This is a genomic window from bacterium (assembly GCA_024224155.1).
In the GTDB taxonomy this organism is placed as follows: domain Bacteria; phylum Acidobacteriota; class Thermoanaerobaculia; order Multivoradales; family JAHEKO01; genus CALZIK01.
This window is the reverse complement of record JAAENP010000005.1, coordinates 76,393-92,950: the sequence shown is the minus strand read 5'-3', so window position 1 is coordinate 92,950 and position 16,558 is coordinate 76,393. Positions and strand designations below refer to the sequence as shown.

Genomic DNA, 16,558 nt, shown 5'->3' with positions numbered 1-16,558 from the left:
GTCGTTGGAGTAACGTCCGCTCAACCAAACAGGAGGTCCGTTCAATGCATTTGAATCCTCAACGGTGCGCCACGCTTACTCTGCTGATGCTTTTCGCCGCGCCGGCAGTCTTCGCCGAGCATCATGAATCCGAAGCTCCGACCACCGGCTTTCGTGCCTCATTCCTCCTCGACATGAGCTTCGTGGAACAGAAGGTGATGGCCCTTGCCGACGCGATCCCTGCCGGCAGCTACGCCTGGGGCCCCGCCCCCGAAGTACGCACGACGGCAGCTTCCTTCATGCACATGGCCCAGGCCAACCACCAGATTCTTCAAGCGCTCGGTGTCGAAGCTCCGGAAGGCGTCGACAAGATGGAAACCGAGATCACCGAAAAGGACGACGTCAAGGCCGCGCTGGAGGCCTCGTTCGCGGCGGTCAAGCATGCCGTCACCGGGCTCGCGGACGATGATCTCGACACTATGGTGTCTTTCTTCGGGAGCGAGTGGCCGAAGCGTCAGGTCTTGATGCTGGTCGCCGGCCACTGCCACGAGCATCTCGGGCAGGCGATCGTCTACGCCCGAAGCATGGGCGTAGTGCCACCGTGGTCTCAGCCCCGAGATGACTCGGGCGACGAGGGTAGCGAAGACGAAGGCTAGTTTTTAGGTCCATCGAACTGTACCGCGAGGGTGCCAGGTCTAGGCATGGCTCCTTCTCCCCGCTTTCGTGCTGAAGATCCGCCAGGAAATCGACTTCTTCAAGGAGACTCTCGCCGCGGGCGCGACGCCGGAACGCGCCAAAGGCGAGAAACGCTATCTCAAGAGCGACCTGCGCTTTCTCGGGGCCACCAAACCCGACGCGCGGCGGGCGGTCGCGTCCTGGTTGAAGCTGCATCCGAAGCTGAGCCGCTCGGATCTCGTCCGCCTTTCCCAGGCCCTGTGGAAGCGACGGGTCCATGAGCTCCGCTCTGTGGCCGGGATCCTTCTCAAGAATCGCTGGCATCTCCTCGAAACGCGCGACCTCGACGCGATCGAATGGATGCTGCGGCACTCCCACAGCTGGGCCTACGTCGACGAGCTGGCCGTGCACGTGGTCGGGCCGATCGTCGACCGCGACCCGGAGGCGGCCGAGATTCTCGACCGCTGGGCCGAAGCCGATGACTTCTGGATCCGGCGCTCGGCCCTGCTCGCGCTCCTGCTACCGCTGCGGCGCGGCGAAGGCGACTGGTCGAGATTCGTTCGTTATGCCGACCTCATGCTCGAGGAGCGGGAGTTCTTCATCCGCAAGGCGATCGGCTGGGTTCTGCGCGAGACCTCGAAGAAAGAGCCAGACCTGGTTGCAGATTTCCTCGAGTCTCGCGTGGCGAGAACATCGGGTGTCACTTTTCGCGAAGCGGTGAAGTACCTGCCGGCACGACAGGCCACGGCTCTCAAGCGAGCCCGCGACCACCAGGGCTGATCGGCACGTCCTCGCGGCCAAGAAAAGGGGCGCCGACCCGGAGGCCGGCGCCCCTTAGCTGTCGCTCGGGCTCGGTTTGCTAGTGGTCGAGCCAGTCCCAAGACACCCGGACTCGCGGCAGGACGATCCGGGCGTGCCGACGAGAACGCCGCGGGCGGTAGCGGTCGCTGTCCGAGTCACTATCGGAGTCGCCATCCCAATCTCGATAGCGGCGGTGCGCCGGGCGAACACGACCCAACAGATCTTCTGCGTTCATCTCGAGGTCGTACATGGCATCCGAGAGCCTGTCGAACTCGCGACCGATCTTGCGGAAGGCATGTACGTCGTGCATGGTGAACGCCGCTCGAGAGTAGGCTCGCCTCAATTCGTGGAAATCCCTTGCCGTGTGACCGAAGCTCTGCTGCCACCATCATGAGCGGCAGAGCGGTGAACATGACCTGGGCTCTCATCGGCTGACCTCCTTTCTCTCCGCCCATCCGTAGGGCAAGGCCGATGCCAGAAAGTCTAAGCGCTTTGATTTGAGTACGTTGCCGAGAATCACCCAGAGCAAAGCGGCGGCAAATCGTCCCCTCGAGGAGACAACGCGCTCAGGGCAGCGCCGCGAGGAAGGACTTTGCTTCGCTCGGCAGATCGGGCATCTCGTGGTCGATCAAGATGGCGCGCGCGTCGAGCGGCCGGCCATAGTAGCGAACCATCGACTTCTTGTGGGGCGCCAGCCGCGACCCTTCGACCGAGATTCCCGCGAACAGACCACGCGACTTGGCGTACGAGTAGATCTCGGCCTTGAGCCTGGCGTCGGTGCTGGCCTCCGCCGAGCGGCCGAGCGGGCCGGCCGCCACACTGACGTCCCCCCCGAGCGTGAATTGACTCTTCAGAAGGGACTTCACGCTGCGCTCGCTCATCAAGAACAGGACAACGTCGGCCGCCTGCGCACCGACCTGGAAGCCGAAGCTTCCGCCCGAGATGCGCACAAAAACGGGCGCGCTCCAGCCCTCTTTGCCATCTCTGCACGACAGGACACCACGCCCGTGCTTGCCTCCCCAGCCAAAGGCCCCTTTGACGACTCCCGGCATCACGGCCACACAACGAGCCCTCTTCAGAAGCTCATCGGGAACCTCGTGGTCGGGCGTTGCGAGGAGCTCACGAAAAACCTCCTCCGCGGTCTGGACCTTTTGTGCCAAACGGGCATCGGCGCCAGCCGGAGCGCTGGCGGCAAGAGCCACAAGAAACGCGGCAATGACAGCTGCACACGACTTGAAACGTCTGATCATGGGAACCTCCTGGCGTCTCATTACAAGTGGATCGATCTGTGCTCGTCTTCTCTGCAATTACGGGGCCGCATGCTAGCCTTTCGAGACAGGTCAGCATGGAATCGCAGATCCTCCAGATGGCCCATTTCCGCCTTCTGGCGGAATCCCTCGCCATTGGCCTTTGTCCGCAGCCAACCTCTACGGTCAGGGCTCCATCTCGAGCGAGCTCGCTTGGCTCTCGATCCTCGTCGCGCTCACCGCGAACGCTCTCGTAAAACAAGTGCTTGCCTTCGTTCAAGGCGCGAGCGCTTTCGCATGGCGTCTCGGATTCGGTTTCCTACTCATCCTGGGCGCGACCTGGACCGTTTTTCTCCTAATCAGCTAGCGAGTTCAGGTGACGATCCCGTTTCCGAATTCGGAGCCGAGAACATCTCCATGTCTTCGAGACGGACCGCGGTGAGCGCGCCCCCGTAGACGCAACCGGTGTCGAGACCAAGGAAGCCCTCGGCCACGTGCAGGCCCAGAGCGGCCCAGTGCCCGGCCACCAGCGTCGCCTTGCGGCTCGCCCGGCCGGCGAGCGAGAACCAGGGAAGGCAACCAGGGGGCGCCTGGTCGGGCGGACCGGTAAAATCGCAAGGCTCACCCTTCGGATCGATGAGCCGAAGCGAGGTAAAAGCATAGAGGTCGCGTGGCACCTTCGCACTATCGGCGATCGAGTCCAGGAGTTTCTTGCGGCGAGCGTCGTCGCGCAAGACGATCTCGACCGCGCGAGCCCGGGAGGCTGCCTCTTCGAGCGACCATGCGGGAAAAAGCCCCGCGTGTACCAAGGCGACCGAGCCTTGTCGGTGAAAGAGCGGCCGGTGCGCCAGCCACTGAATCAGCGCATCGCGGTCCGGGGCCTCGAGCACGCGCTCGAAGGCCGCGCGGTGATGCGGCCGACCGCGACCGGCCGCGGTCGAGAGGAGATGCAGATCGTGATTGCCGAGAACCGCGACGAAGCGATCACCGAGCGCGAGGCTTGCGGCCCGAGCCCAACGCAAGACCTCGAGAGAGCTGGGACCGCGGTTGACCAGGTCGCCGGTTAACCAGAGGCGGTCCCTTCCCGATTCGAAGGGAATCGCAAGCAGCAACCGCTCGAGCGTCCTGAAGCAACCGTGGACATCACCCACGATGTAGGTTGCCATCGACACGGAGCCAGCAGTTAGCGGGGGGCCATTCGGAGGGCTCCGTCGAGTCGAATGATCTCGCCGTTGATCATCCGGTTTTCGAACACGTGCAACACCAAATCCGCATACTCGTCCGGACGCCCGAGGCGCGAGGGGAAAGGCACCTGCTCGCCCAGCGAGATACGGGCCTTCTCGGGCAGCCCGGCCATGAGCGGCGTGTCAAACAGCCCCGGCGCGATGGTGACCACTCGGATACCCTGGCGCGCGAGCTCGCGCGCGCTCGGCAGCGTCAGCCCGACGACTCCGCCTTTCGAAGCTGCGTAGGCGACTTGACCGATCTGGCCCTCGAAAGCCGCAACCGACGCGGTATTGACGATGGCCCCGCGCTCGCCTCCGTCGTCGGTCTCGTTGTCTGCGATCGCCTCCGCCGCCAGACGCAGGACGTTGAACGTGCCGATGAGGTTGACGTGGATCACCTTCGTGAAGAGCTCCAGAGAATGTGGGCCCTCCTTGCCCAGGACCTTTCCCGGCGTCCCGATACCGGCGCAGCTGACCGCACCGTTCAATCCTCCGAAGCCATCGAGGGCGACTCCAATCGCCGCGCGGACGGAGTCCTCCTGGGTCACGTCGGTTGGCGAGAATCGGGTGGCGTCACCGAGCTCCTCGACAAGTGCGACTCCTCTCTCCTGGTTCAAGTCGGCGATTACCACCCGGGCGCCCTCCTCGACCAGTCGACGAACCGTGGCCTCTCCCAAGCCCGATGCGCCGCCGCTGACCAGAAACGCTTTGTCGCGAACCTTCATGACGTTTCCTCCCAACTTCAAGAGACGAAAAATACCATCGGCCTTCACTACGGGCGCGGTCTGCGCTCTCTTCGAGGCCACCTAGTCGTTCGGCTCGGTGGCCGCCAGGCGGCGAATCATCATTTGGGTCAATCGCGCGACCTTCTCGAGGGCGTCTGGGTCCAAGTTCTCGCCGCAGTCCCGGGGCGAGTGCACCGCGGCGACCGCCGGACTCAGAGAGCCGCTCGCCAGGGTCAGGCAATCAATGCCACGGTTGACGAAGGGAATCGCGTCGACGCCCATGGCCGGTGGCAGAAGCGTGGCGCGCACCGGCAGCCGGAGCTCCGCGGCGGCCCGCCGGGCGACCCCGGAAAGACGCGCAGAGAACTTTCTGCCGAACCCAAAGCGCTCGAGCAGAACCACCCGGCCGGGAATGCCGGCACCGTCCAGGTTGATCGCCACGACGTCCCGTTCCGAAAACTCATGCGCGTGTCCGTCCAGCCAGCGCATCGCCCCCACCATGTGATCTTCCTCGGCGCCGGGAGAGAGAAACACCAGCTCGACGTCCTCCGGGGTTTCTCGCGGAACCCATCTCGCCAGCTCCGCCACGATCGCCACCGAGCCGGCGTTGTCGACCCCGCCCGGAGACCGGTTGCCGCTGCGCAAGGTCGAGAGGACGATCAAAGAGGTACACGCAACCGCCGCCGACAAAGGCGCCCACAGCGACGGAATCGCTCCGCCGGCAAGGCGCACGACCTGGCTGCCACCCAGGGCGAGACTACCCAGGAGGGCGCCCCCGGTGAATGCCGCGCGAAAGGGCAGGGTCAGGTTCTGCGACTTTGAATCGTGATGGGCGAGAACGATCAGAGTCATTCTGGGCGGTTTGCCGCCCACTCCCGCAGCTCGACGTACGCCGGCTACGTTCGCGGTTTCGGTTGGCCCATCGTGCCGGTAGATACGCTCGAGCCAGGGCGCCCAACCCAGAAGAACCGCTCCGGCAATCCAGACCAGACCCAGAAGGACGAGCCCGAGTTCCGGTCGCTCTCGGCCCAGCATTGCCGCGATGGCGACCACCGCGGCGCTGCCGAGCAAAAGAGCACGCAGCGCGCGAAAAGCGGGCCGCACGTCATACGAGAACCATTCCTCGGCCACTTCGAGTCCTTCGGCCTCGAACCAGGAACGAACCAATTGGATGGCTCGCCTGTCCCCCTCGCTTCCGGGATAGCGGGGAAACGCGAGTCGCAGCGCGCGCTCGCGAATCGCTCGGCCCACTGGCGCCGCTCGATTCATCCTGGCTTCTCCACCACCAGGGTCTCGCCGATGCTCAGCCGGACCAGCCGGCGATCGTCTCGCGGCCGGTTCCTGCTCCACCAGGCTTCCACTCGCTCGATCGGCTCGCACAGGGTCTCGTCGGTGAGCCGAATCGAGCCCCAGTGCATCGGGACGAAGGTGCGCGCGCCGGTGTCCAGAAAGGCCTTGCACGCTTGTTCTGGGTTGAGGTGGTTGTTCTCCATGAACCAACCCGGCTCATAAGCGCCGATCGGAAGCATCGTAACGTCGAGTCCCGGGAATCTGCTCCCGATCTCGGCAAAGCCGTCGAACCAGGCGCTGTCGCCGGCGTGATAGATCGCCACACCCTGCCCCTCGAGCACGAAGCCGCCCCAGTGAGACCGGTTGACGTCGAAGACGCCACGTCTCGACCAGTGTCGGGATGGCACCATGGTGACGTCGATGCCAGCGATCTCCGCGGTCTGCCACCAGGCCAACTCCCGCACGGGCCTCGGGCTCCAGCGCGCAAACCACGGCCCGAGGCCCAGCGGAACCAGCGCCGGCACCTCGCCAGGCAACGCCTCGAGGGCCGTCCGGTCGAGATGGTCGTAGTGATTGTGACTGACGAGAACGGCGTCGATGGGCGGCCAGTCGCGCGGGTCGAGGGTCGATGGCGCGAAGTTCGGATAGACCCGCGCCACTCGTTTCGAGAGTAGCGGGTCGATCAGGAAATGCCGACCTCCGAGCGATGCCAAGAAGCCCGCATGACCGAGCCACGTGAGCCGCGGGCGCTCGTCGCGAGCGTGAATCAGGGAGAGATCGGGCTCGACCCGCGTCGCCGCCGGCCCGGGTGAAGTGCGTTTGCGTTTGCCGACCAGAGGCTCCCAGATCCCCCAGCGGAAGATCGCGCTCGGGCCATGGGGCCGGTGTTCGGGTTTCGAGTTCTGATAGCGCAAGGACCTGATCTCCCGCCCGACTGGTTCCCAGACTTTACGCCTAGAATGGCCTCCGGAGATCCGATCTATGCTACGAATTACCCTTACCCTGGTCGTCCTGCTGGCTCTTGGCCTGGTCGGCCGCTTTGTTTACATGAGCATGACAACCCAGCCGCCCGACGATCTCGGCGCTCCGGCCGGCCGGCTCGCGCCGTGTCCCGAGAGTCCGAACTGCGTCTCGAGCCTGGCCGAGCGCGAGAGCCAGAAAGTCGCTCCTCTGCTGGTGCCCGGGCCGGTCGACGAGGCCATGAAGCGAGCGGCCCAAGTCATCGAGGCCATGCCCAGGGCGCGTATCGTGACGTCCGACGATGGCTACCTGCATGCCGAGTTCACCAGTCTGCTCTTTCGATTCGTCGACGACCTGGAGCTCGTTCACGACGACGGTGTTCCTGGCTTTCAGATCCGCTCGGCCTCGCGTACCGGCTATTCAGACATGGGCGCCAATCGCAAGCGCGTCGAAGCTCTGCGCGCGAGGTTCGTCGAGCTCGAATAGGACGAAGAAACCCCCGCCGGCTTCGGACGGGGGCTTCGGCAAAGTGCTGTCGACCGATCAGGGTGTCGAGCGCGGCCCTCTGCGCTGCTCGAAGCGCTGGCGCCGCTCTTCACGAAACGCCCTGCGCTTTTGCTTCACCTGTTCGAGCTGATCGAGTTGCTCCGGAGTCAGAAGGTCGCGAACCTGGCCGGCCTGGCGGGCGCGCAAGACGGCCATCTCGACCCGCAGCGAAGCCAGTGCCGCGGCCTTGGCGCGGATCGCTTCCTCGTCGTAGGGATCGTTCTCGATCTGCTCGCGAAGCTCCGCTCCGAGATCACGCATTTGCTCGTGATAGGCACCGATCTGGCCTCTTTCGGCCTCGAAGATCGTCTTGATCTCGTCTCTTTGGGTCTCGCTCAGGTCCAGGCTCCTCAGAGCCATGTGCAGTCCCTGCGGCCCCTGGAGGCCCGGTCCCCTCATTCCTCTGCCGTGGCCGCGGCGGCCGAAGCCGGGGCCCCTGCCCCAATCGTCCCACTCGTCCCAGCTTCCTTTGTCTCCGAACCCGGGCTCGAAAGCTGTCTCTTCTTCCTGGCCGACGGCCTGGCCGAGGGCCTGGCCGGGAGCGAGCGCCAGAAACAGCAGAGCAACCAAAGCGATCGGCAGCATTGTTCTTCGTCCTGTCATCTTTTTTCTCCTTTTCGTCTGTATCTCGATCGGTCACGCGCGCACTCATCTGGATAGATGCCCCGATCGGCTCGGCGGTTACATCGGCCGTTGGTGGCGCGGATGCGGTCCGGCACCTGTCGGATACCGGTCGGCTACCGACCGGATGCCGACTTGCGAGTCACTACGGGCGGCGGCCGAAGCGCCGCTCGGGCGGCCCGCCCTCACCGGGTCGGAGTCCGCGTTGGCGTCGCTCCCGGCGCGCCATGAGCTCTTCCATCTTCTCGCGTTGTTCGGGGGTCAGGATCTCGGAGATGGCCTCCGCGGTTCGCCGGTTCATGATCCGAACTCGCGGCCCCATCTCTCGACGCAGCTCATCGGCCTCGACGCGGCTGCGCTCGAGGATCTCTCGCACCTCGACGCGCTGCCGCTCGCTGAGATCCAGATGGCGAAACAGCCAGCGCTCGAACATCGGACCCACTGGCATCGGGGGTCCGCCCACGCTGGCTATCTTCTGCGCGTAGAAGAGATGAACTCCCAATGCGCCGATCGCCAGACCACTGGCAAAGAGGGCGGCGGCCGCCAGAATCGCCATGCCTTTGTTCAATTGGGGATCCGTCCTTCCCGGCCGTCGTCGTCTTCGCTCAGCACCCACGTCAGAAGCTCGTCCTCACCGGCCTGCGCCCAGAGCTCTCCGGGCGTCGGCGTCGCCAGCCAGCACCAGCCCAGAAGCGTCAGGGCCAGAGCGCTGGTCGCCGGCAGAAGGCGCACGGCGGCCCAGGCGAGAGGGTCCGGACGCTCGGACAATGCCGCGACCACGCCGGCGGCGAAGCCCGGGCGCGGCCGCTGGTCTCGCTCATTTGCCGCGGGTGCGGACAGCAACTGCTCGGCCGCCCGGTAGCGCTCCCCGAAGAGCTGACACCGTGGGCAGGTGTCCCTATGTCGCTTCAACTCCGCCGGCTCGATTGCGGTACCCGCGGTCAGGTTCTTTCTGTAGGTGCGACAGTTCATTCAAGCGACCCCCTCGTCAACAGAGTCCGCAGCCGCCGACGCGCGCGGTGCGCCCGGACCTTGACCTTAGATCGAGTCCAACCGAGTTTCCGGGAAATCTCGGCAACCGTCCAGCCCTCGCCGTGAAGCAGCTGCAGGACGAAACGATCCTCCGGCTCGAGCGCGGCAACCAGTCGCTCAACATCGAGACGCGTCACCGGATCCCCTCCGGTGATCGGCACGTCCAACGGTTGGTCTTGCGTCTCCTCCGGTCGACGTTTGCGAAAACGAGCGTAGCAGCAGTTCAAACAGACCCGGGTCAGCCAGTGCTCGAAGGGCGCACGCGCGCGGTAGGTGTCGAGCTTGCGCCAAATCGTGAAAAACGTCTCCTGAGCGACGTCTTCGACCTCTTCCGGACGTCGAAAGAACCGGCCGGCCAGACGAAAAACGCGCCGCTCGTAGCGCTTTATCAAAGCTTCGAAAGCGGCCCTGTCGCCACCGCAGGCGGCTTCGATCCAAGCCGCCTCCTCGCGATCGCGTTCACTCGCTGAACCTGTCTGGGTCACCCCGGCGTTCCAGCTGAGTTCCCAATGAGTGCTGCTTGCCATCGCTGTCGGAATACTCCACCCGTTGAGATAGATGCTCGAGTGCCCATCGTGGTTACACGGCCGTTCCCAGCCTAGATCGACCTCGTCTCGGCCGCGTAGCGTCTCCTGAGCCTCAACTTCGCTCCCTCCCGCGTCGCTTGAAATATCTCCCGAATCCTAGGCGCGTAGGAACTCTCGGCGGCCGCAGAACCATTGATCTCGGTGAGGTCGATCGCCCGCAGAGGCTCGCTTCGCCGGGTCAGGAGGTTCTTCAAGAAACCGAGGTAGCGCTCGAGATCCGGGTGATCGGGCGCCACCGCGATCTCCAGCCGCCCTCCGTTGCCCCGGGAGACGATCACCAGCCGCGAACCGTGAAAAACGAGATGGTTCGAGGGGATTCGCGCCGGCAGCGTGCCCTTGAGATCTTCCAGCCCCAGGCCCGCCGGCGACGCTGGATCGGCGGCGTTCATCCAGTAAACCGCATCGGCCGGCAGGCCATCCCGAAGCAGGCGAACGGCATCGTGCGCCGCGAACTGGAGCCCGGCGATGCCCTCGAAGAAATGACCGGCGACGATCTCTCCCGAGAGCTCCATCAGACGCAAGGTGCGAAACAGCCCGGACCAAGAGAACGCGGCGGTTTCCCTCGCCAACAGCTCCCGGAAGAGGATCCCGTATCGATCCAGGAGCAGGCGTACCCGATCTTTGTCGGTCTCCAACCGGTCCAGAGCGTCCGCCGTCTCGGCGGCATCATCGAGGCTGGAAACCACGCCGTCGACGGCGAACCAGTCCCCCGTGTAGAACGCCTTCGGCCGCCAGCGGTCCAAGGACGGGCGGCGGGACGGTCGCCGTGGCGGCCGAGTCGCTCGCCGGCTACGCTCCAGTCCGGTTGAGCCGTTTGCACCGAGCCTTCGCTCATCGAACACGAATCGAGAGGCGGCGCCCTGGCGAACCGCGCCGAAGGTCGTGTTCGAGACCACTCCCCGCCAGGCCTCCTTCCAGAGCAACTCCGCCGTGACCCGGAGCGACTCTCCACGATGGCGGGCGATCTCCTCGAATCGAAAACGGCCATATGGGTTGGGTAGGACCGGCTCTCCGGGCTCCGGGTCCGCGGCGACACTGCGAACCAAGCCGACCTCCTCGGGAAAGGCAAAGCAGAGCCTCTCCTTGCCGCACCCCAGCCAGAGGAAATCGGTCTCTTGAAAGAGACTGTCGAGCCAGGCCGGATAGTACGGATCGAGCCGCGCGGGCAGAATCTCGGACTCCCAAAGCCGGGCCGGCGCCGGATAGCCGATCAAACGGTCCAGCGAGCGTTTCAGGTCGCGGTGGTCGCCACCGCGAGCCAGCAGCCCCTGGCGCGCGGCCAGAAGCAACGGCAGCTCGGCGATCGGCCGAGCCTCCAGGCGCGGCCGGCTCCGCGCGCGCTGGATTCGAAGCAAGCGTTCCAGATTCTCGGCGTCGCAGAGCTCGACCTCTTCGCTGCCTCGCCTGAAGCGATCAACGACCAGAAGACCCTGTTCGACCAGTCGCCCGGCGACACCTTCGAACTCGCTCACCGTCAGGCCCAGGCTCCGGCGCGCCCGGGACTCCGACACCGGCCCGTAGTACCGGATCCATTCGGTGAAGATCTGATCCACTTCGACCGTGGCCGTGCCGGCATCGGTCTGGGCGCCGAGCGCTTCGTCGCCCGCCAGCTGACGGACTTCGGCCGGCTCTCCCAGCGCCGAAGTCAGTCCGGCGAGCCGTTCTCGGGCGCACACCGCGGGCTCCTGCCAACGGAGGCGAACCAGCTTGGCCGAGGCTTCGGCGACCGCGGCGCGAAAGGAAGCGATCGGCTCACCGGGGTCCGGATCACCCGGGACTGAACGGGTCCTCTCGACGTCGGCTCGGGCAGCGGCATCTCGTTCGCCGGCCTCGAGAAGCGCGCGCCATTCCCTTTCCGGAACCAGCCAGCGTTCCTTGACCCACTCGACCAGCTCCAGGGCATCGCGCGGTGCGTAGCCCGGATGCGTGCGCTGGAGCTTGCCTTCGAACTCGGTCAGAAGTGATTCGGCGAATCGCGGCCGGAGCTCGGCCGAGAAGACGACCTCCCTCAAGACGCTGTCGCTCAGGGCTCCCGAGCCACGTTGCCTGGGGGAATCATCGTCATACATGAGGCGGTTGGTCGCCCGCCACATCATGTCGGCGGCGAACGGGGACGCCTCCGAGGTCGCGACCTCGTCGAGCCTCACCTCCCCCCGTTCGATCTCCTGCAGCACCGCCTTGAGGGACTCCAGGTCGAACATATCCTCGAGGCAGGTCCGCCAGGTCTCGACCACGATCGGAAAATCGCCGTAACGAGCGACGGTCGCCAAAAGTTTCTTGGCTCGCTCGCGCTGCAGCCACAACGGCACTCTGCGCTTCAAGTTGGAGCGGGGCAGAAGCAGCGCCCGGCCTGCGTTCTCCCGGAAGCGAGCGCCGAAGAGTCCTGTTGCCTCCAGGCTCCTCTTGAGGAGGCTTTCGAGGGGCTGGGCCGCGAGCCGCGCAAGCAAGCCGGAGAGATCGAACCTCTCGCCGGCGGTGATCAGGAGACTGTCGTTGCTGGCATCGGTCTCGAGGCTCTCGCCGAGCATCCCGCGGGCCGCGACCGGCAGGACCAGGGCCAAGGGCCGGTTGACGCGACCGCCCCAACCGGTGTGGAGAATCCACGTCCGGCGGCCGTCTCCAGCGTCGTCTTCGGGCAGTTTCTCGAGCAGCAACCGGTGGCGATGCGGCACGAAGCCGGCGGCAGAGCGTTGACGCTCCAGAAACTCGATCACCTCGGCGGCCGCGGCCGGCTCCATGGCATGCTTCTCGACGAGCTCTTCCTGCAGGTCTCGGGATCCGTTCCTGGTCGCCAGGCTGCTGTCGGCCCGCTCGAGAAACTCGCCGATGCGCTCGGATAGGTGATAACTGCGGTTGCGCTCTTCGGCTCGCCAGAAGGGAGCAAATGCCGAGCCCTTGCGGGAGGGCGAAGCCAGCACATCGCTGTGGGTAATCTTGCGAATCCTCCAAGCCTGGGCGCCGAGGGTGAAGGTGTCGCCGAGCGAACGCTCCCAGACGAACTCCTCATCGAGCTCTCCGAGTTTGGCCAGGCTCTCGTGATGGCGTAGTTGGAAGTAGCCCCGGTCCGGAATCGTCCCCCCGGCAACGTACAGATAGCGCTCGACGCCTCGCCTCGCGCGCAGCGTGCCGTCCAGCCGATCGAACGCCAGTCGGGGCTCGAGCTCGCGCACCCGACTGTCCGCGTACCGCCCGGCGAGCATTTCGACTACGAGGTCGTACCGGCGGCGAGAGAGCTGCCGGTAGGGGTGGGAGGCGCGAATCCGGTCGAACAGCCGATCGATGCTCCACGTCCGACCCGCCGTCATCGACAGGATCACCTGGGCAAGCACGTCCAGTGCGCACCGGACGGGTTTGACCTCTTCGATGTCGTGCTCGAGGACACAACGGGCCATGACCGCGGCCTGGACGAGGTCGCGCCCCTGAAACGGATAGAGCCTGGCCTTGGCGGTTTCGCCGACAGCATGGCCGGCCCGACCGACTCGCTGCACGGCAGAGGCGATCGTCGGCGGCGTCTGGACCAGCAGAACCTCGTCGAGCGAACCGATGTCGATTCCCAGCTCGAGCGAGTTGGTGGCCACGATTGCTCGCAGGCGACCCTCTTTGAGACGCTGCTCGACCACGGCTCGCAGCTCGCGCGACAGCGAGCCGTGGTGCGAATAGGCAAGCTCTCCACCGGCACCCGACCGCGAGCCCTCGTTCAGAAGCCGAGTGACCTTCTCGGTCGTGCGGCGGCTGTTGGCGAACAGCAGAGTCGATCGGTTGGCCTCGATGGCGGAGCGAAGACTGGTGATCAGCGCCTCCCACAAGTTCGCGGGCGGCTCTCCCGAGAGCGCCTCCTCCCCCGCCGGCGACCGGGGCTCGAGGCCCTCGGGCCGGCAAACGCGCAAGTCGTAGCGCTTCTGGGCGGCGGCTTCCAACATCGCCACCGCTCGCGGGGTATAGACCGCTTCGCCTCCCGAATGACTCAGGCGGTAACCACCCACGAAGCGTGCCATCTCGGCCAGCGGCTTGACCGTCGCCGACAGGGCCACTCGCTGAAACTCGCCGGCGAGATCGACCAGTCGATCGACCGCGGTGATGAGGTGGGTGCCGCGCTTCGACCCCGCCACGGCGTGAATCTCGTCGAGGATCACGGTCTCCAGGCCGGTGAAGAGCTTCTTGCCCCTCGGCGAGGTCAACAGGATGTTCAAGCTCTCGGGGGTCGTGATCAGAATCTCCGGGGGTGTACGCAGCATCTTGCGCCGCTCCGCAGCCGGCGTGTCGCCACTGCGAACAGCGACCCGCACCGGCTCGTCTTCCCGGCCGGCTGCCGAGAACGCCCGGTCGAGCTCGGCCAGGGGAACCAGCAGATTTCTCTGAATGTCGTTGTTGAGGGCCTTGAGCGGCGAGATGTACAAAACCCTCAGATAACCGCCCTCCCAAGCGCCACTCAGCAGTCGGTCCAGGCTCCACAGAAAGGCCGCCAGGGTCTTGCCGCTGCCGGTGGGCGCCGTGGCCAGAACGTGCTCTCCGGCCGCAATGCGCGGCCAGGCCAGGCTCTGGACCTGGGTGGGAGCTCCGAACCTGGCCTCGAACCACGCCCTGGTGGTCCGGTTGAAGGCGGCTAACGCGATATCCGAATCCGGCGGCGCCGGCGCGGGCGGCATCGGCCGAATCTATCGCGTGCCGCTCGCGGAGGCCTCCGCGAGCTCGAGATACACCGGACTCGATTCCAGCTCCACGGTCAGGCCTGGATCCACACACCGCGGCACGCCATCGCGGGAGACGGCCCGCTCGAACGGCGCCTCCAACGTGACCGTCTCCGGCCCGGCCAGGCTCCAAGCCACCAGCAGCTTGCGATTCCCGACCTCGAACAACAGGCCCCTCGTGGTCGCGCTCGGGCTCGCGCTCTCGACGAAGGTCGCACCCGCCAGCCGGCCCTCGAGAGTGGCCAGCGCCCTGAAACTCGGGCGCTCGCGCAGGATCTTCTCCGCAGGGTCCAGCAGTCCGTAGCCGCGAGCCGCGAGCTGCCACCAGTAGACGCGCTCCACGAAGCCGCTCGTCAGACTCAAGAGGTAGTAGCGCGTCAGGTAATCGGCCTGCGTTTCTTCGTCGACCGACACCGTTCTGCCGGCGGGTGAGTGCGGGCCTTCCCACAGCGGCCAGTTCACCTCGGTGATCCAACACTCGTCGCCACTGTTTCTGGACGTCTCGGCGATGGCCTTCAACAGGGCGCACTTGGCGACCGTGTCGAAGCCCAACTGCCGGTTCTCGGGGGCACCCCGGCGATCCACGTAGAGCAACGAGGACACGACGTCGAAGTAGGCCTCGCTGGTCATGTTCAAGACCGCAGCCGTGACCTGCAGCTCGAAATCGATGACCGCCGGCCCGATCAGCCGTCCGCCCGGGTGGGCCGAGAAAACCTCTCGGGCGATGGCCGCCAGCCGGAGATACTCGCGGTAGTTCCAGATCCCCCATTTCGATCGGTTGATCGCCTGGCCGATCTGGAAATCTCCGCCCAAAGGGCGAAAACGGTCCGCAAGCTCGGCCACGGAGCCTCGCCACCGACCGGGGTCACGCACCAGCTCGCGGTTCTGAGGCAGGGCGAAAGCCAGCTCGTAGCCACGCGCGACCAGCTCCCGCGCCAGCGCCTCCTCATCCTTGTGGTCCCGCTGCCAGGGGTGAAGCCGCAACAGCAGTCGGCGCACCCCGAGACGCTCGACGGCCGCGAGCAGCTCTTCTTCGCGACCCGGCAAGGGTCGAAGGGCAACGCCGGCTCCGAGCCACCGCCGCGGCCGCCGGCCGCCGTCTTTCATCAAATCGCGGTAACGCTTCCAGATCCGCGGCGCCGAACCGACGGCTGCGGTGATGGCCGCCGTGTGGGCGGACGCGTCGACCAGCCGGATCGCCATCCGCTCTCGCCGGCTCGCGTGCTGATGCGGCTGGTCGGAAAGATGGTCCCAGACCGCTTTGTCTCTCGCCGAGGCGCCACCGGGTGCCTCCGGGATGTGCGCGTAGGTGGAACGTGGAACGAGCCAGGACTTGACCGTGCGCAGGGGTCGGCGCAAGCGGGGCTTCCACCGGTTCTTCGCCAGAAACGTCTGCTGCAACATTCGAAACACCAGCCCGCGGCCCGAAGAAAGCGAGAGGTCCCGGCCCCAATATGCGCGCCAGAAGGATCGCCGGTCGGCCCGATCGAGAATCGGCAGCCGGCTGATGTCGCGCAGTCGACGGATCGCGCCCAGATCGGACCGCAGGCGCGAACGGTCCAGGTCGATCAGAAAGATCTCGAGCACCTTGCCGGTGCGCACGAGCAGGTTGCCGATCGAAAGATCTCGGTGCCAGACGCCGGCGGCATGCACTCGCCGGAAGGTATCTCCGATCGCCGCCATGAGCTCGGCCCGGTCGATCCCGGGAAAGTCCGCCCGCTCTGTGCCCCTGGCGATCGCGCGAAAGTAATACCGGCTCTCGACGAAATCCTCGAGTCGTCCGGTCACGTACAAAGACGGTCCGTCCGCTGACTCGGCTTCGATCAGGAAGAGCGGATCGGGAGTCCTGATGCCGGCCTCGAGAAGCACTCGGGCGGCCTTCCAGCTCTTCTCGGCCTTGCTGCCTCGCCAACGGCGCTTCCAGCGCGCTCGTCGGCTCCGATTCGAGAACTGCTTGACCACGACTTCGTCCGCTCGACCTTCGGCTAGGTCGCTCAGGTCGATCGTGTACAGATAGTTCCGCCCCCAGTGCAGGGTCTCCTGGGCTTGACCCGGATCGCTCAATCGGCGAACGGCAGCTTCCAACCGATTCTCTGCGACGATGCTTTCGCGTACCTCGCCTCTCCAACCGGCGAGGCTGAACACTCGAGTCGACTTCATTCGTCCGAGGTTAACCGAGCA

The 16,558-nt window shown here is 65.6% G+C and carries 15 protein-coding genes; 3 read left to right on the top strand and 12 right to left on the bottom strand.

The features are described from left to right. The first annotated feature begins 44 nt into the window (after positions 1-44). Both GY769_00795 and GY769_00790 read left to right on the top strand, forming a co-directional pair. Positions 45-635 carry a DinB family protein gene (locus tag GY769_00795; protein ID MCP4200454.1) on the top strand — a complete coding sequence of 197 codons (591 nt, stop codon included), beginning with the start codon at positions 45-47 and terminating at the stop codon, positions 633-635. A 70-nt stretch (positions 636-705) separates the two neighbouring features. Beyond that, entirely contained in the window at positions 706-1,434 is a 729-nt protein-coding gene (locus tag GY769_00790; GenBank protein MCP4200453.1) for a DNA alkylation repair protein, read from the top strand. A 79-nt stretch (positions 1,435-1,513) separates the two neighbouring features. On the opposite strand, the gene GY769_00785 is transcribed toward GY769_00790, so the two are convergent. The 6 genes from GY769_00785 to GY769_00760 all read right to left on the bottom strand — a co-directional run bounded on the left by GY769_00785 (position 1,514) and on the right by GY769_00760 (position 6,857). Beyond that, positions 1,514-1,798 carry a hypothetical protein gene (locus GY769_00785; GenBank protein ID MCP4200452.1) on the bottom strand — a complete coding sequence of 95 codons (285 nt, stop codon included), beginning with the start codon at positions 1,796-1,798 and terminating at the stop codon, positions 1,514-1,516. A gap of 223 nt (positions 1,799-2,021) precedes the next feature. Beyond that, complete coding sequence (locus tag GY769_00780) at positions 2,022-2,705, bottom strand: lipid-binding SYLF domain-containing protein (GenBank protein MCP4200451.1); 684 nt, start codon at positions 2,703-2,705, stop codon at positions 2,022-2,024. Between the two features lie 356 nt (positions 2,706-3,061). Next, positions 3,062-3,868: a symmetrical bis(5'-nucleosyl)-tetraphosphatase gene (locus GY769_00775; protein ID MCP4200450.1), complete on the bottom strand. Its 807-nt coding sequence runs from the start codon at positions 3,866-3,868 to the stop codon at positions 3,062-3,064. 17 nt (positions 3,869-3,885) lie between these two features. Then, a complete protein-coding gene (locus GY769_00770; GenBank protein ID MCP4200449.1) occupies positions 3,886-4,653 on the bottom strand; it encodes a 3-hydroxyacyl-CoA dehydrogenase in 768 nt (255 codons plus the stop codon). An 81-nt stretch (positions 4,654-4,734) separates the two neighbouring features. Further along, on the bottom strand, positions 4,735-5,922 hold the full coding sequence (locus GY769_00765; GenBank protein ID MCP4200448.1) for a M28 family peptidase: 1,188 nt from the start codon (positions 5,920-5,922) through the stop codon (positions 4,735-4,737). Then, positions 5,919-6,857, bottom strand: coding sequence for an MBL fold metallo-hydrolase (locus tag GY769_00760; GenBank protein ID MCP4200447.1), 939 nt, complete (start codon positions 6,855-6,857; stop codon positions 5,919-5,921). The genes GY769_00765 and GY769_00760 overlap by 4 nt, the downstream gene beginning before the upstream one ends. A gap of 67 nt (positions 6,858-6,924) precedes the next feature. Between GY769_00760 and GY769_00755 the strand changes: the two genes are divergently transcribed. Next, positions 6,925-7,389 carry a DUF1499 domain-containing protein gene (locus tag GY769_00755; GenBank protein ID MCP4200446.1) on the top strand — a complete coding sequence of 155 codons (465 nt, stop codon included), beginning with the start codon at positions 6,925-6,927 and terminating at the stop codon, positions 7,387-7,389. A gap of 57 nt (positions 7,390-7,446) precedes the next feature. Here GY769_00755 and GY769_00750 read toward each other — a convergent pair whose 3' ends face one another. The 6 genes from GY769_00750 to GY769_00725 form a co-directional block, all read right to left on the bottom strand. Beyond that, positions 7,447-8,052, bottom strand: coding sequence for a Spy/CpxP family protein refolding chaperone (locus GY769_00750; protein ID MCP4200445.1), 606 nt, complete (start codon positions 8,050-8,052; stop codon positions 7,447-7,449). A 163-nt stretch (positions 8,053-8,215) separates the two neighbouring features. Next, entirely contained in the window at positions 8,216-8,638 is a 423-nt protein-coding gene (locus GY769_00745; GenBank protein ID MCP4200444.1) for a hypothetical protein, read from the bottom strand. Beyond that, entirely contained in the window at positions 8,635-9,042 is a 408-nt protein-coding gene (locus GY769_00740; GenBank protein ID MCP4200443.1) for a hypothetical protein, read from the bottom strand. The genes GY769_00745 and GY769_00740 overlap by 4 nt, the downstream gene beginning before the upstream one ends. Continuing rightward, positions 9,039-9,629, bottom strand: a complete 591-nt coding sequence (locus GY769_00735) for a sigma-70 family RNA polymerase sigma factor (protein ID MCP4200442.1) — start codon at positions 9,627-9,629, stop codon at positions 9,039-9,041. Before GY769_00735 ends, GY769_00740 begins: the two co-directional genes overlap by 4 nt. Positions 9,630-9,700: 71 nt before the next feature. Next, positions 9,701-14,335 (bottom strand): DEAD/DEAH box helicase, encoded by a 4,635-nt coding sequence (locus GY769_00730; GenBank protein ID MCP4200441.1) that lies wholly within the window; start codon positions 14,333-14,335, stop codon positions 9,701-9,703. A 9-nt stretch (positions 14,336-14,344) separates the two neighbouring features. Further along, a complete protein-coding gene (locus GY769_00725) occupies positions 14,345-16,537 on the bottom strand; it encodes a hypothetical protein (GenBank protein MCP4200440.1) in 2,193 nt (730 codons plus the stop codon). Positions 16,538-16,558 lie beyond the last annotated feature (21 nt).

Bases quoted from the DNA above. Each gene is read 5' to 3' on its own strand.
- GY769_00740 (MCP4200443.1), bottom strand. From the start codon at position 9,042: ATGAACTGTCGCACCTACAGAAAGAACCTGACCGCGGGTACCGCAATC.
- GY769_00780 (MCP4200451.1), bottom strand. From the start codon at position 2,705: ATGATCAGACGTTTCAAGTCGTGTGCAGCTGTCATTGCCGCGTTTCTT.
- GY769_00755 (MCP4200446.1), top strand. From the start codon at position 6,925: ATGCTACGAATTACCCTTACCCTGGTCGTCCTGCTGGCTCTTGGCCTG.
- GY769_00750 (MCP4200445.1), bottom strand. From the start codon at position 8,052: ATGACAGGACGAAGAACAATGCTGCCGATCGCTTTGGTTGCTCTGCTG.
- GY769_00770 (MCP4200449.1), bottom strand. From the start codon at position 4,653: ATGAAGGTTCGCGACAAAGCGTTTCTGGTCAGCGGCGGCGCATCGGGC.
- GY769_00725 (MCP4200440.1), bottom strand. From the start codon at position 16,537: ATGAAGTCGACTCGAGTGTTCAGCCTCGCCGGTTGGAGAGGCGAGGTA.
- GY769_00765 (MCP4200448.1), bottom strand. From the start codon at position 5,922: ATGAATCGAGCGGCGCCAGTGGGCCGAGCGATTCGCGAGCGCGCGCTG.
- GY769_00775 (MCP4200450.1), bottom strand. From the start codon at position 3,868: ATGGCAACCTACATCGTGGGTGATGTCCACGGTTGCTTCAGGACGCTC.
- GY769_00795 (MCP4200454.1), top strand. From the start codon at position 45: ATGCATTTGAATCCTCAACGGTGCGCCACGCTTACTCTGCTGATGCTT.
- GY769_00735 (MCP4200442.1), bottom strand. From the start codon at position 9,629: ATGGCAAGCAGCACTCATTGGGAACTCAGCTGGAACGCCGGGGTGACC.
- GY769_00730 (MCP4200441.1), bottom strand. From the start codon at position 14,335: ATGCCGCCCGCGCCGGCGCCGCCGGATTCGGATATCGCGTTAGCCGCC.